A 13,194-nucleotide genomic window follows, 5' to 3' on the forward strand; every position below is an offset into this window, starting at 1 on the left:
AAATCACATAAAGACATCTTTATGTCAACATGCGATCCATCTGTGCGTCACCGTAGACAGGCGGTGGCAGCGAGGAGGCCGATCGGCTATAGAAGCTGCAACGATGCAGCCAGGGAGGAAGAAATGTCGGAAAATCAATCACAGAAATCGCCATTGAGCCCCTGGAGCACCCGCCCCTATCATCGCAAATGGCTGCTGGCACAGGCCGACGGCCTGTTCGATTTCTTCCAAGGTCCCGCGCTCAACCCGAAGGGCGGCTTCTACGACCTGTCGCGCGACGGCAAGCCGCTTTCGACCGACAATCCCGCCCGCGGCATCCACGCCAGCGCCCGCATGGTCCATTGTTATGCCATCGGCCATCTGCTCGGCCGCCCCGGTTCTGCCGACATCGTCGACCACGGCATGCGCTATCTCTGGCAGCGCCACCGCGATGAAAAGAACGGCGGCTATTTCTGGCAGGCAAACGACACCGGCGCTGCAGATGACAGCAAGCAGGGCTACGGCCATGCCTTCGTCCTTCTGGCAGCCTCCTCGGCCCAATGCGTCGGCCATCCGCTGGCAGACGCCATGCTCGCCGACATCACAGAGGTGATCGAGAAGAAATTCTGGGAAGAAAGCCACGGCGCGATCGCCGAGGAATTCTCTGCCGATTGGCAGCCGGTCCCCGGCTATCGCGGCCAGAATTCCAACATGCACCTGACCGAAAGCCTCATGGCCGCTTTCGAGGCAACCGGCGAACGCCATTACCTTACCAAGGCCGAGCGCATCGCCGACATCATCATCAACCGCCGCGCCCGCGAAGAAGCCTTCCGTGTCGCTGAACATTTCGATGAAAACTGGATGGTCGACCGCAGTTATTACCATCCGAACGAAATGTTCCGCCCGGCAGGCACGACGCCTGGCCACTGGCTCGAATGGGCCCGCCTGATCCTGCAGCTCTGGGTCCTCGGCGGCAAGACACACGACTGGATGCCGGAAGCCGCGCGCGGCCTCTTCTTCCAATCCATGGCGCTCGGCTGGGACAAGGACAAGGGCGGCTTCTTCTACACGCTCGACTGGGCAAATGCCCCCGACAAGCGCGCGAAACTCTGGTGGCCGCTCTGCGAAGGCGCCGCCGCTGCCCATTTCCTCAACCAGCACCAGGAAAGCGACTTCCACGAAGAAAGCTACCGCAAGATCTGGAATTATATCGCGGGCAACAATCTCGACCGGGAGCACGGCGGCTGGTTCGAGGAACTGACCGAAGACGGCAAACCTTCGCACAGCCTATTCCCCGGCAAGGGCGACATCTACCACGCGCTCCAGGCCTGCCTCATCCCGCTGTTCCCGGCAGAGGGCAGCCTGACCAAGATGATCGCGGAGCACCCGCTCGACGTCTGAACATCAACAAGCCCAGCAAACGCAGAAAGGGCCGGAAAACCGGCCCTTCCTCTTTTTCATGAGAACGCTGAGCGTTCACTGCTCTATGGCGTAAGTGATGTTGACGGTGACCGTATAGAGATTTTCGCCGGACGCGATCGGCACTGACTCATCCGCCACCTTCGCCATCGGGGCGGCCGCATACATCTGCGGCATCGGGCGCGCGAAATTCTCGGAGATCTCCACGATCCGTCCGAGCTTCACGCCGGCTGCCTCCGTCAGCGTCTTGGCCTTTGCAGCGGCCTTTTCCACCGCCTGCTTGCGCGCCGCCTCGACGGTCGCTTCCGGATCGTCATTGGTGAAGCTGATGCCGCCACCCTGATTGACGCCGAGCTTCACCGACCGGTCGATGATCGCACCGAGCTTGGACAGATCCCGCACCCGCACCGTCAACCCGTTACTGACGGTATAGCCGATGATGACGGGCGCCTCGAAGGTTCCGTCCGGCTTGTTTTCCTGCCGATATTTGGGCTGGATGGAGAAGTCGGTGGTCTGCAGATCCTTGTCGGCAATTCCTTGGCCCTTGAGGTCGGCCAGCACCTCGGCCATGGCAGCACTGTTGGCAGACAATGCCTCTGCAGCCGTATCGGAGTCGCGCACGACGGAGAGCGAAATGACCGCCATATCGGGCGCGACCGTCGCCTCGCCTTCGCCCGACACCATGATTGTCGCCTCGCGACGCTCCGCCTCGGCGGCAAACACCGGCCCCACGAAACCGGCAGAGAGAACCGAACCGGAAAGCGCCGTGGCGATGACGAGGCCGCGTGTGAATTTCAGCATGAAGTATTCCTTTGTCCCTCGAAGCCGGTGGACCATGTCGTCCCATCCGGCAGAATGCCCTTCCGCCAGAAGTGATGACGATGGATTGTGAAGCGATTACGGCAGAGGCTTGTCGCATACCGGAAATTGCGTTAGAGCCCGTGACCGGAGCGGGGTGACCATTACCCGCCCGACGGCGCTGCGCCGGGCTGGGCCTGTAGCTCAATGGTTAGAGCCGGCGGCTCATAACCGCTTGGTTGGGGGTTCGAGTCCCTCCGGGCCCACCAATCTCTGCAAACCATTGATTTAAAACGAGAATTTTCAAGGCATTTTTCCACCGTACACGGCAAATTACACCGCTGCGTACACATTTCGAGCCAGAATGAGAGGCTTGAAGTGTATTTATGGAAACGCGAAAATGGATTCACTTATCAGCAAAGAATTCCCGTTAGCGTCGAATCTCGATTTGGGAAATCACCCATCCGCGTGAATTTGGGGCCACTTCCTGCCGCTGCGGCACGGAAAAGAGCAATTATTCTTTCGGGTGCGGCCATGCAATTGATGGACGATCCGACTATGACCAGAGAAACCCTCGTTCACAGCCTGCGTGCTCTGAATGCTGAGTTGCAAGCCCTGAAGCACAAGAACTTTCCTCTCGGCGCTCTTGTCGTAAGAGCACGTCAGGAAGCGGACGAACTTGAAGCTGAGGGGGCCGAAAGCGACGCCCGCACTTTACGAGAAAAAGCTCAGCGGATTGCCGTCGAAAAAGCGGGAATAGCCGATTTTCGAAAGAGGCTCGAAGCCATCGCTGATGCCCTTTCCAAGGACTCGATTGCCTGGGAGTCGGAACGGGAAACCTTTCAATCCGTGGTGCGGACTCTCGGTTCTTTGGGCGCGCCAGTCCAGTTGCCTCAAGTTCAGCGTGAGCAGCAGGTTCAGCCTCCTGAACCTCAACCCACCGAATATAGGGATGCGCGAACGGTGACAGCATCCACCAAGTTCAGCGTCGCAGGCCGTGTAGTGCTCGATGCTCGAAAGGAAGCACTGGACAATGGTGATAAAGATAGAGTTCGCTACGAGGAGCGACTTGAAAACACGTTCTCGGCGTTCCTGAACGTCGTCGGCGATCATCCACTCAGTTTCTATTTGCCTATACACCTTCAGGACTTTGCGACGGTTATGGCAAAAGTTCCCAAAAATCGGACGAAGCACCCAATCTTCGCCGGTCTGAATCTGAAGCAGATGGTCGAAAAGAATGACAAGTTGCCTGAAAAGGACCGCATAAACAGCTTGTCTCAGACGACTGTTAAAGAGCATGTCGCGCAGATCAAACTCATCTGGGAGAAGGCAACGGCTGGTGTTACCGGAATTCGTGACATCCGATCATTTAACGTCACTATGCCCGCCGCCGCCACACCTGCCATTAATCGGGAAGGCCTGCCGCCACTTTCGTTGAACACATGGTTGGCGGACAGTGTCAGTGCCAGGATAATGAAAAAACCGCATAAGGCTTGGTTGCCGCTCGTCGGTCTTCTGACGGGCATGCGTCTTTCCGAAATTGTCTATCTTCAATCGTCGGACATTGTCACCATCGAAGGGAATGAGGTGTTCGACCTGCGACTGCCATTGATCATAGATGGCAAGAAAGTTGATCGACCGCTTAAGACTCGTACTTCTGTGCGAATTGTCGCAATCCACCCTCTGCTTCAAGAATGTGGGTTTATCGATTTCGCCAAAAAGCAACGAGGGCGTGGGGGATATATCTTTCCCCATTATCATACTGCGCGAGACCCCGCTGACGCGGCTCAGAAGCAAATGTCGAATTGGATGGGTGCGCTCGACATCCACGAGTCTCAGCGTCAAGTTTTCCATTCGTTGAGACACAACGCAAAATCATGGTTCCGAATAAATGTCGGCGATGGCCTTGCAGACAAGCAATGCGGACATGCTGCTTCAACGGTCGGAGCTAAGTATGGGTTTAAAACGCTCCTGCCGGAAGAGATTCAGAAGATAATGTCTATTCCTGCACCGCGCGGCGTGGACTTCTCACCATTCATCGAATGGCGGCGTCTGGCAGAGTAATTGCGAAGCCACCTTTTCGCGCTCAATGAAGCCATGAAATGTACCGCCGTCATTTGGCATGGATTCGAAAATTTAACTTTGCGTGGAATTCCGAGAGTCTTCGAGTTGATATTCCAATTCGATTATTCTATCGAGCAAACTGCGTTTACGATTGTCCGGGTCGGGTAATTTTCGGAACATATCCATCATTTCTTTATAAATATTCTCGACGTTGTCTTCGGTTTCCCCTAAATCCTCGGATATATCCCAAGCAAAACTCCAAAGTGAATGTTCTGAAATTGGACCGTCAGGTGAACTGACATCAAGCCCCAAGACTTCGGAGCGCGTTCTGACTGGCCCGTGCCACTTGAACTGGGAGGTCCAAAAGTCTTCCTTTGGATTTGCGGAAACCAAACGGGAGGCAAGATCAATATCTATGCCGAGATTGTAGCCCCGAAATTTTGTCGTGATAAATAAACCTCTCGGTTCTGCCATGGGATTTGCCTGCGGCTAAAGTGATGCATAAATTTTGAGTGTGGGCGGCTCGGCTGTAAACACCTCAAGCCATCAACCGATGAAACGCTTGCAGGCCATCTTTCCTAATTTCTGCCCTCACTGCTTCTGCCGCGCCGGGTAGGCGGGATTTGCGAACCAACGTCTTTTTCGCGCTTCCATGAGGTTGGATATAGATCGCTGCGACGTAGCAGAGAATTCCGCCGTTTTTGTCCGATTGCGACACCTCGACAATCTCGACGTTAACCGTCAGACCTCGGATTTTGGTGATCTTGTGGCGCATTGAAATCTCCGCTTTCTGTTTGAATTTATTGGGAAAATATAACAGAAATCGGGATTCTTGAGAATCCTCCGGGCGGATTTGATGTCGGCTTTGGGATAGCGTTGATTAACGGAGTTGGTTGGATTCTAACGACTTTTGCGGAGCGACTGCCTGCCTTGGTTTCGGGTGCCGAACGGAGCGGGAGGGTTGTCAAGGGGCCGCCCAGAGCCACGCACAGGCCGCAAGGCCGAGCATGGCGAGGACGGTGCGTAGCGAACCCTTGACTGACCGGAGCGACAAATCCTACCGCAACCAGAGCAGGACAAGGAGGGCAAAGCCCGCAATGCCCTGCTCCGGACTAGCCCCCCGGCAATGAGGGTGGAGGCGGGCAAGGCCGCAGGCCGCGACAGGGGGCAAAGCCCCCGCGAGGTACGTCAGCAAATTTTTTTTGAGGCAGGTTTCGAGACCTGATTTCGAGGAAAATTTTCTGAAAACGGTTGTTTGTCAACGGAATAACAGAAAGCAAAATGCAACTTGCATTTTGCACTTTGCTTTGTTTTCATTGGCTTTTTTAATCCGCCTCTTGCGCTATTTTCGCTCTTCACCTACCTTTGTTTGCAGGAAAGCCGATCAGGGTTTTTTGTCACCCCTAGGGGGATTGGAATTAAAGTTCTCGGACTTTTATTCAGCTTGATCGGTCTTTCCTATCGCCTGGGTCCAAACTTGGCGTGGATTTGAACGAACGGACTTTCACCGCCGTGCAGGTGGCTCTGAAAGTACATGCGGCCCTGAACCGGTCGTGTTTTTCCGCCGTATAGGCGGCTCTTATTCCCTGCGTCAGCAGGGATGTCCCGCTTCTGTCATCGACAGTGGCCTTTCTCTGCAAACGCAGAGTCAGGGAGCGCATTCGTGCGCTCTCGCTTTCAACTATCATCAGCAACTCTGCTTCCCGTCTCAACGGGAAGGGGCGAAGCTTTGCCAAAATTTGGAAAGGAAGACCATGTTTCACCAGATTGCTACGAAGGTCGAGGAAATCGCGACCGGTACACCACTTGAGCAAATAAAGGGCTCGACCACCGTCCGCGTCGCTGTCGGTTTGATTGTTGGCAAGTGCCTCACCAACGTCGAGTTCTCTGATCGACAAGCCTGGGAGATGTTGGATGAGGTCCAAAAGAAGGCCGTCGTTCATCATAGACCGAAATCCAAATATGCCAGATGGCTCGCCAAGGAAGAGGCTGAAGACAGACGCCTTACCGAGGAGCTGCGAAAAGAGGGACGCCTCACTGTGGTTCTCTCCGATGGGACTGTTCTGAATGGCTGAGCTGGATTTCCTCAAACTACTTGAGCGCCACCGTACGGAACGACTGGCTGCGTTGGTGAAAGATCAGCCGCCCGAATTTTGGGCGGCTGTCGGCGAAAAGCTCGATAGCTCCCCTGACGAGACCATCACTATGGATGAACTTATGGGGCTGCTGCGTGAAAAGGATTTGGATTGATGTTCAGACAGCTTTCAAAGGATGACCGATCTATCCGTCACGACAGCGTATATTTGGAGATTGGGCAGTGCGTAGCCGCTGTGGCGCGTGGCACGCCGATCCATGATCTTCAATGCTCATCCACTATCCATATGGCGGTTGCCTTCATTGTCGGGGCCAGGGTCTGGAACGCAAACTGGAGCGACGAGGCTATCTGGAAGATGCTCGACAGATGGCAACGTCTCGCGGTCTTCGACCATGGAGTTCACCCGGCGTTCAAGGCCGTGGCGGTCGATGACACTCTTGGCGTTTGATCGATTGACGCCGAAAGTTTTTCCTCTGACCATAAAAAAACACCGCGTCACAGGGCTGGAACCCTCAGCGGTGTTTTCGATCATTGTTTAATAAAGATGAACAAAGAAATGTTTATTGTAAAGCTCCAATTGACGATTAGGTGAGCGCCGGGCTGGCAAATAGCCCAGCCCCAGAACGACAGACAGACGATTTTCAAAAAAGAAATGTTGACATTAATCGGAAGCCAGAAGCTTCCGGTCGCCGCAGGTCAAATGACCGCGCCATTTCAAGGCTATTCGACGATCTCCCACCTGCACCTGAAATTAAATCGTTCTCCGACGGTGAACGGGCTGTTCGTGCTGTCGTTTCCAAGAATCTAGAGGCCGCCAAGGCAAGGCCGCAGGCCGCGCAGAACCGGGCCGAAAAGGCCCGTCTCGATAAAGGAGACGCTACGTTGACACCTTCAGGTGACGGCGTGGTGACTCCGCAAAAGGAAGAGACCGAACCAAGGACATCTAACGACAGTCGACAAATCCAGAGGTGGAGACTGAAACACACCGTCGCCAATGTCCTCCGTGCCGCAACGCCAGCAGGAGGAAAAACTCCGGGGGTCTGCAAATGTGGCACGGCGAAGCGTTGCGAAGACGGATCGGAAGCCCCGTTTGTAACTTTCTACAACCAGGATGGCAGACCGGGCATTCGGGGCGTCTTTTATTGCGACAGCCCTTGGCTTTGCCCGACTTGCGCGCCCCGCTGCGCTGCTAAACGGGCTGAGAGCGTCCAGCGGGTTTTCGACGCAACGGAGAGGAAAGGCGGGCAAGTCGTTTTCATCACCTTGACGGTTCGGCACGGTCCAGAGGACGAGCTGAAGGATTTGAAAAAACTCGTGACCAACGCTTGTACAAAGGTGCGGCAGGGCAAGCCTTGGGCTTTGGCTGTCAAGCGTCACGATATCCAGGGTGTATTGGTTGGCCCGGAGGTGACGTGGAGTCTAAAGGCGGGATGGCATTTCCATCTTCACCTGGCTATACCGATGATCGAGAAGGACGACGGCGTGTCGACCGCCGAAGAGCGTGCGAAAGCCGCTGGTGAATGGATCATCAATCGGTATTTGGCGTATATCCAACGCGAAGGCGGTAACGTCCAGCGCCGGTACTATGGGGAAAAAGACGAACCTACCGCTCTTCGCGAAGCCCAGGACGTGCAGGTTGTTTGGCGTCGTGAAGACCTCGCCGACTATATTGCTAAGGGGTCCGGGGCATGGGAAGTCGCCGCCGCTGGAGCGACGAAGACCCGCACAAAAAATCGGCGGATCGGCGGCATGACCCCATGGGACTTGGCAGCGCGTGCTGGACGTGGCGACAAGATCGCTGCAGCACGGTTTGCCGAATATGCAAGCGTTATGCCCGGAACAAGGTCCTGCATCATCACAAAGGCCCTGGCCGACAAACTCGGCATTCAGCCAGATGCAGATGGAAAGGAAGGCGAAGGGGAGCCCGATGACGAGGACAACGGCACTATCGTTGTCGGCAGTCTGGAAACGAAGCGTTGGCATCGGGTGCTGCGGATGGGCTATGCGCCTGATGTGTTACGAGCAGTTGGGCATTGCCAGCCCTGGCCAGAGATTGACGGGATGGTACGGCGTTTCCTTGGCGAGACTGAGGAGGAGCCGGTCAAGTCTCCGGAAACACAGCAAATGGAACGGGACTTCGAGCAGATACAGCGGGAGCCGTTGCCGTCGCATCCCGTGATGCTGCCGCCTAAGTTCCACGAGCCAACGCTGGGCGAACTGATCAGCGAGATTGAACAAGTAGCGGTGCTACAGTTTCGCGGCAGCAAAGGACGGGCGGTGCAGGCAGTGCTCGATGCGCACCGGGCCAAAGCCGATTCGATGGGCGCACCGGATGACAAGGGGCGTCCGAAAGGGTTGCCATGTGTGTTTCCGCCGTTTGCGGAAATCTGGCAAGCACTCGCGGCGTAGCCTCCCCGGATATAGAGGGGTCTGCCGGAAGGCTCTCGATGAAGTCGTCCCTCGGAGGAGGCCCCCCGGCAAGGTCCGGCTGAAGGTCCCTCCATGGAATGGCCGACGCCTTCGAAGAATGCGTTAGTCGGTCACTACAGCTTTGCTACCCCTGGACTCAAACTTGGACCGCATCAGGAACGTCGTATGTGTTCCCGGAAAACCCTGAACGTAACCGATGATCGAGGAGAGCCGTTAAAATGTCTCGACATGTCTCCGGCGTCGGGACGATCTTCCCGTCAGCATCGAAGACAATGTTAAGCTCATACTCCGCGAACCGAAGCCGCAGATTACTCATGAACGCCGCATCTTTATAGAACGATTTCGAACGGATCGCAGACATGCGGCGCAGTTGAAGCCGATTTGTACCGACGAACTCGCTCAACGGTGCCAAGTCAGAAAAGACCTCGGCAAACTCTGTCTCCGCCTGCATTTCAGCAAAATCATTCTCATGAGCAGCTCGATAGTTCAATATTGTTTCAAAGTTTCGTTTGTCAGAAACAAGCAACTCGCCGTTGATGCAAAAGAAATCAAATGTTCTGTGGATTTTGAATCCGTCGTCTTCGGCAAGATCAAGCTCCCGATCTTTGTAGATAGCCGTTAAAACGCTGGTGGCTGCTTTGGTTCTCCACGATGGATCGGTTCTTCGCGCGGCGAATACCACCTGCCCATTTCGAACAAATCTAACAACATAGAATTTGGCGTTGCGCAGTGTTTTCACTGAGCGTGTCTTGCGTCCATTGGTAACCTGGCCAATCGCCTCAGCGATCACATGCACATCGGTCTCGTCCGAAGGAAGCGTCAGGACACTTTCTTCGTTGTTCTGGGCAAGAAGACTATAATCTTGCTCCTCTGAAAACCCTTGGAGCTGAGACAGAAAAACACGTTTTAGCTCTTGATCGAGGTCGTCTGTCGTCTCGATCCAATGGCCATTGACTGCTGGAATCGTACCTTTGAACGTCCAAAGTGTTAAATCGGCTTCCTCAACATTGAACGCTTTGAGGTTCGCGAGTTCCGTCATGAATCCCCCCCTTTCCGCCTTTCCTTTCGCACGACCATGACATCTTGAATCGCACCGTACCGGACTTCGTCCCCAGCATTTAGTTCGCTGTCAGCTAAAACAAGACAATCGTGCTCCAAGCTTTCCCCATCATGCTTGAACGTCACATCGTACAATCTCCAGTCGAGAACTATCAAAATTGGATTCATTATCAATTGACCGGATTTGTAGGTAATCCAGAAAATCCAAAATAGGAAAACAATCATTCCAACGAATTTACTTTGCTCTGAGTATCCAACCCCCATAAAAGAAACGACATAAGGCAGCGTATAATTCATCAACTCCGTTGGTACGTATTTAGCTTTTATGACTTCTATTTTTCTCTTTGCTTTCGTCAGACGAAATATCAATAAAGTTGCAAGCAAACTTAAAAGGCAAAAGACAAATATCGAAAGTGATATCTTCGGATTCGAAAACGGGAGGGTACAACGTCCGGGTTGGGTAAAAATTTCTACGCAGAACTCTTGTGATAGGTACTTGTATTCAAAATCCTGCGCCAACAAGATCAATGATAGCGGGAAGTAGGAACCAGCAAAGATAACGATTGCCGCCCATAGCCTCAACTGCATTGCCTATCCTCCCTATCGACCAGTTGCACAACTTCTAGCTATCTTCAAGTCCCGCCTTCGCTCAACGTGGTTTCTTGCAAGCAACGCCGCGATCCTTCTGCCATCAAAGGAGATGGCAATGGGCTACCAGTTCGTACACCTCGAATCTTATTCCAGGAAACCCGATGCGAAGGGGCGGGGTACCGATTTCGTTTTTGCAGAGGCATCTCGCAAACCGGAGGCCTCTGTTCACGTTGCGAACCCTGCGCCTCCCATTGTCGTCTTTGGTATCGGCATCGATCAGACACAGGAACTGCATGACACGTCCGTGGCGTCTACCTACATCACCGTGAAGGGGGGCAAACCGCGAAAAATACGGCTGGACCAGAAAACGGTCCATACGGTGGTCGCCTCTCATCCCTACACTATGGACGAGGTCAGGGCCGACCCGACAAAGCGCCGAGAAGTTGAAGAGTGGGAGCGTCGGACGGTTGCGTGGTTGAGGGATCAATATGGCGGCGACCTGAAAAGCGTGATTAGGCACGAAGACGAAAGCCACTGGCACGTCCATGCCTATATCCTGCCGCTATCCGATCCCGCTCTTCGGGCAGCAAAGTATCATCCGGGGACGACCGCCAAACGTGCCGTTATGGACGCCGGTCCCATTGCCGGAGAGGACCAAAAAGCGCTCGGGAAGCGGGCTGACGCCCAATACAAATATGCGATGAGGCAGTGGCAGGATTCCTACCACGAAGCAGTTGCCGTCCCTTCCGGCCTTACCCGGCTTGGCCCGCAACGTCGTCGCCTGTCGAGAGACGAATGGCAGCGGGAACAAGTACAAGCCCAGGCACTGAAGAAAACAATTGAAAAGGCAAAGATCGTCAAAGCCAACGGCGAAACCTTTATCGCCAAAACGAAAGCTGACGCAGCCACGGTCGCCGCCGATGCCGCTCGCCGACAGGAGGCTGCTCGTAAAGCTTCTGCCGCTGCGCTGGCTGCGCAGGATCGCGCACGAAAGGAGCAAGAGCAAGCGCGTGCCTCAATGGCCGATGCCGATAAATATAGCGGTTGGGCCGGTCGTCTCCGGGCGGTTTGGGATGGTCTGCGGAAATCAAAACTCGCTGAGAGAATACGCTATGAACTGAAGGGCGAAATCGACCGCTGGCGGGATGTTGCACAGATTGCTGAGCGCAGACAGCTTGAAGCTGAGCGCCAGCGCTTCGACGCAGAGCGGAAAGCGCGTGATGCGCAAGACGCGGCGATGCGCGCTGGAATCGAGCGCGACCGGCTGCGGTCGATTCTTTCTCCGACCTCCGATCCGGCTTCGCCGGACCTGTCACCCAGCCCGAGGCTCGTTTTGAAACCCAATTTTGCAAAAAAGGAAAAACGTGATGCTTAAACTCGGTGTCGCGGCGATCATGGGCAACCACAATATCACCGTCCGGACGACGAAGGGCGACTTTTCCGCAGATTTGGTGCTGTCAATCATGATCTCCTAAACGCTCTCTGGCTAAGAGCTTGAGGCGGGGGGACTAAAGGAGCAATCCCCCGCGCCGTCTGGGCCTTATTGCACGAGCAGCGGGCCGCCGTTCATGTGCCGCAGGAATGCCTCTTCCGCCCCTTTCCGCGCTTCCGCCTCGGTTTCAGCATGCCACTGGCCGACGCAGACGTCGTTCTCGTTGTTGTTCGGGTCTAGATCAAGCCGGTCGACAAAGTAGGCGTACCTACCCACAAAGGCATTGCTCACTTCAAGCAAGTATCCGACATCCTCCGACATTACTATTTCACAAATTTTCCCATTCCAGTCGAAGCTCACTTCTCGCATTTTCGTCTCCTGTTGTTGAGAATGCGGAGATGAACACGAAATAAAACTGCCGTCAATAAGTGAAATCGATGTATTTTTCGATGTAAATGTCAACATATCCGGAATATTATTCGGATTTCAGTGCTAATTACTATTTTCAGCAGAACTCCTTTACTTGGGTTCTGGAATTCCTTGCTCGCCGTCGTTCTTCCGGGACAATTCCTTTTCCCTTCGTGCTTCTTCGGCGTCGCGCAGCTTGCGGAATTGCCATCGGATTGCTGCAGACTGGAAATTCCTGATGATATCGGCGCTCGAATTTGCGCGGCACATCAACAAGTCGGCGGGGTCGGATGCGTAGGCTTCGTCTAAATATTGGTGCGTCTCGGCTGGCGACATGAGCTTGATCGCGGTTAGGGCATCATTCTGGTGGCGTGCGTCTGTCAGGTCGGACATGACCTCGCCAAGGTACGGGCGATAACCCCAATTTCTATAGCGGGGCGGAAAAAGCTCGTGATCTGGATCGGCTTCCCACGCCACTTTCATCTCGGCCTTCCGGCTGAGCTTGATACCGCGCTCATCCAGCATCCGCGTCCATTCCTTGCGGCTGTAACCGTCGCAATGGTCATCGTGGCCGGGTGCTGGGGCGAAGTCCCTGCTTGGGTCCGGCGTCCAGTCTGTCGGGTCTGCAATGGGATCGGGCCGATACGAAATAGAGCGTGTGAATGCTGCAAGGAGGGATTCCTGCATCGCGAGCACGGCCAGCAAGAAAAGAAGCAGCATGCGTCGGCGGCGCTTTCGAGCTTCCTCAATCTGGCGGCGCAGACGATCTGTGCGCCTACGATACTCGTCTGCCCTCCGCTCGCGTTTTCGGCGGCGACGTTCTTCCCGCTTCCTGACTTGTGTTTTTTGTCCTGGCGTAAGTCTCTGATGTAACTGCATCGCAATCCTCCTTGAAACAAGGATCACGTTCGGCGGCGCA

Annotated in this window: 14 protein-coding genes and 1 tRNA gene; 8 read left to right on the forward strand and 7 right to left on the reverse strand. The window is 54.7% G+C overall.

From position 1 onward, the window contains the following. Positions 1-123: 123 nt before the first annotated feature. Positions 124-1,380, forward strand: a complete 1,257-nt coding sequence (locus tag FJQ55_RS12120) for an AGE family epimerase/isomerase (protein WP_140828227.1) — start codon at positions 124-126, stop codon at positions 1,378-1,380. Between the two features lie 75 nt (positions 1,381-1,455). Here FJQ55_RS12120 and FJQ55_RS12125 read toward each other — a convergent pair whose 3' ends face one another. Further along, positions 1,456-2,199 carry an SIMPL domain-containing protein gene (locus FJQ55_RS12125; protein WP_140828228.1) on the reverse strand — a complete coding sequence of 248 codons (744 nt, stop codon included), beginning with the start codon at positions 2,197-2,199 and terminating at the stop codon, positions 1,456-1,458. A 190-nt stretch (positions 2,200-2,389) separates the two neighbouring features. On the opposite strand from FJQ55_RS12125, the gene FJQ55_RS12130 reads away from it, so the two are divergent. Together FJQ55_RS12130 and FJQ55_RS12135 are read left to right on the forward strand one after the other, a co-directional pair. Next, positions 2,390-2,465 (forward strand) — tRNA-Ile (locus FJQ55_RS12130). A gap of 109 nt (positions 2,466-2,574) precedes the next feature. Continuing rightward, positions 2,575-4,260 carry a site-specific integrase gene (locus FJQ55_RS12135; protein ID WP_140828230.1) on the forward strand — a complete coding sequence of 562 codons (1,686 nt, stop codon included), beginning with the start codon at positions 2,575-2,577 and terminating at the stop codon, positions 4,258-4,260. Positions 4,261-4,332: 72 nt separating this feature from the next. Here the strand turns inward: FJQ55_RS12135 and FJQ55_RS12140 are convergent, their stop codons facing one another. Both FJQ55_RS12140 and FJQ55_RS12145 read right to left on the reverse strand, forming a co-directional pair. Continuing rightward, positions 4,333-4,734 carry a hypothetical protein gene (locus tag FJQ55_RS12140; protein WP_140828231.1) on the reverse strand — a complete coding sequence of 134 codons (402 nt, stop codon included), beginning with the start codon at positions 4,732-4,734 and terminating at the stop codon, positions 4,333-4,335. A 64-nt stretch (positions 4,735-4,798) separates the two neighbouring features. Beyond that, positions 4,799-5,035, reverse strand: coding sequence for a hypothetical protein (locus FJQ55_RS12145; protein WP_140828233.1), 237 nt, complete (start codon positions 5,033-5,035; stop codon positions 4,799-4,801). Between the two features lie 979 nt (positions 5,036-6,014). Here FJQ55_RS12145 and FJQ55_RS12150 point away from each other — a divergent pair. The 4 genes from FJQ55_RS12150 (at position 6,015) to FJQ55_RS12165 (ending at position 8,764) form a co-directional block, all read left to right on the forward strand. Further along, positions 6,015-6,335 carry a hypothetical protein gene (locus FJQ55_RS12150; protein ID WP_140828234.1) on the forward strand — a complete coding sequence of 107 codons (321 nt, stop codon included), beginning with the start codon at positions 6,015-6,017 and terminating at the stop codon, positions 6,333-6,335. Then, a complete protein-coding gene (locus tag FJQ55_RS12155) occupies positions 6,328-6,510 on the forward strand; it encodes a hypothetical protein (RefSeq protein WP_140828235.1) in 183 nt (60 codons plus the stop codon). The genes FJQ55_RS12150 and FJQ55_RS12155 overlap by 8 nt, the downstream gene beginning before the upstream one ends. Continuing rightward, positions 6,510-6,803, forward strand: coding sequence for a hypothetical protein (locus tag FJQ55_RS12160; RefSeq protein WP_140828237.1), 294 nt, complete (start codon positions 6,510-6,512; stop codon positions 6,801-6,803). Before FJQ55_RS12155 ends, FJQ55_RS12160 begins: the two co-directional genes overlap by 1 nt. Positions 6,804-6,943: 140 nt before the next feature. Then, positions 6,944-8,764, forward strand: coding sequence for a protein rep (locus tag FJQ55_RS12165; RefSeq protein ID WP_140828238.1), 1,821 nt, complete (start codon positions 6,944-6,946; stop codon positions 8,762-8,764). Between the two features lie 157 nt (positions 8,765-8,921). Here FJQ55_RS12165 and FJQ55_RS12170 read toward each other — a convergent pair whose 3' ends face one another. Together FJQ55_RS12170 and FJQ55_RS12175 are read right to left on the reverse strand one after the other, a co-directional pair. After that, a complete protein-coding gene (locus tag FJQ55_RS12170) occupies positions 8,922-9,824 on the reverse strand; it encodes a Kiwa anti-phage protein KwaB-like domain-containing protein (protein ID WP_140828239.1) in 903 nt (300 codons plus the stop codon). After that, positions 9,821-10,432 carry a hypothetical protein gene (locus tag FJQ55_RS12175; protein WP_140828241.1) on the reverse strand — a complete coding sequence of 204 codons (612 nt, stop codon included), beginning with the start codon at positions 10,430-10,432 and terminating at the stop codon, positions 9,821-9,823. Before FJQ55_RS12175 ends, FJQ55_RS12170 begins: the two co-directional genes overlap by 4 nt. A 118-nt stretch (positions 10,433-10,550) precedes the next feature. Here FJQ55_RS12175 and FJQ55_RS12180 point away from each other — a divergent pair, with 118 nt between their 5' ends. Next, on the forward strand, positions 10,551-11,810 hold the full coding sequence (locus FJQ55_RS12180) for a plasmid recombination protein (RefSeq protein WP_140828243.1): 1,260 nt from the start codon (positions 10,551-10,553) through the stop codon (positions 11,808-11,810). A gap of 165 nt (positions 11,811-11,975) precedes the next feature. Here the strand turns inward: FJQ55_RS12180 and FJQ55_RS12185 are convergent, their stop codons facing one another. Together FJQ55_RS12185 and FJQ55_RS12190 are read right to left on the reverse strand one after the other, a co-directional pair. Continuing rightward, a complete protein-coding gene (locus FJQ55_RS12185; protein ID WP_140828244.1) occupies positions 11,976-12,236 on the reverse strand; it encodes a hypothetical protein in 261 nt (86 codons plus the stop codon). 150 nt (positions 12,237-12,386) lie between these two features. Beyond that, positions 12,387-13,154 (reverse strand): hypothetical protein, encoded by a 768-nt coding sequence (locus FJQ55_RS12190; protein WP_140828246.1) that lies wholly within the window; start codon positions 13,152-13,154, stop codon positions 12,387-12,389. Positions 13,155-13,194 lie beyond the last annotated feature (40 nt).

The sequence above is a fragment of the Rhizobium glycinendophyticum genome, assembly GCF_006443685.1.
Lineage (GTDB): Bacteria > Pseudomonadota > Alphaproteobacteria > Rhizobiales > Rhizobiaceae > Allorhizobium > Allorhizobium glycinendophyticum.

What these genes read in the sequence shown, in the direction of transcription:
- FJQ55_RS12145 (WP_140828233.1), bottom strand. Translation starts at nt 5,035, where the DNA reads ATGCGCCACAAGATCACCAAAATCCGAGGTCTGACGGTTAACGTCGAG.
- FJQ55_RS12155 (WP_140828235.1), top strand. Translation starts at nt 6,328, where the DNA reads ATGGCTGAGCTGGATTTCCTCAAACTACTTGAGCGCCACCGTACGGAA.
- FJQ55_RS12125 (WP_140828228.1), bottom strand. Translation starts at nt 2,199, where the DNA reads ATGCTGAAATTCACACGCGGCCTCGTCATCGCCACGGCGCTTTCCGGT.
- FJQ55_RS12185 (WP_140828244.1), bottom strand. Translation starts at nt 12,236, where the DNA reads ATGCGAGAAGTGAGCTTCGACTGGAATGGGAAAATTTGTGAAATAGTA.
- FJQ55_RS12160 (WP_140828237.1), top strand. Translation starts at nt 6,510, where the DNA reads ATGTTCAGACAGCTTTCAAAGGATGACCGATCTATCCGTCACGACAGC.
- FJQ55_RS12180 (WP_140828243.1), top strand. Translation starts at nt 10,551, where the DNA reads ATGGGCTACCAGTTCGTACACCTCGAATCTTATTCCAGGAAACCCGAT.
- FJQ55_RS12150 (WP_140828234.1), top strand. Translation starts at nt 6,015, where the DNA reads ATGTTTCACCAGATTGCTACGAAGGTCGAGGAAATCGCGACCGGTACA.
- FJQ55_RS12170 (WP_140828239.1), bottom strand. Translation starts at nt 9,824, where the DNA reads ATGACGGAACTCGCGAACCTCAAAGCGTTCAATGTTGAGGAAGCCGAT.
- FJQ55_RS12140 (WP_140828231.1), bottom strand. Translation starts at nt 4,734, where the DNA reads ATGGCAGAACCGAGAGGTTTATTTATCACGACAAAATTTCGGGGCTAC.
- FJQ55_RS12175 (WP_140828241.1), bottom strand. Translation starts at nt 10,432, where the DNA reads ATGCAGTTGAGGCTATGGGCGGCAATCGTTATCTTTGCTGGTTCCTAC.
- FJQ55_RS12190 (WP_140828246.1), bottom strand. Translation starts at nt 13,154, where the DNA reads ATGCAGTTACATCAGAGACTTACGCCAGGACAAAAAACACAAGTCAGG.
- FJQ55_RS12120 (WP_140828227.1), top strand. Translation starts at nt 124, where the DNA reads ATGTCGGAAAATCAATCACAGAAATCGCCATTGAGCCCCTGGAGCACC.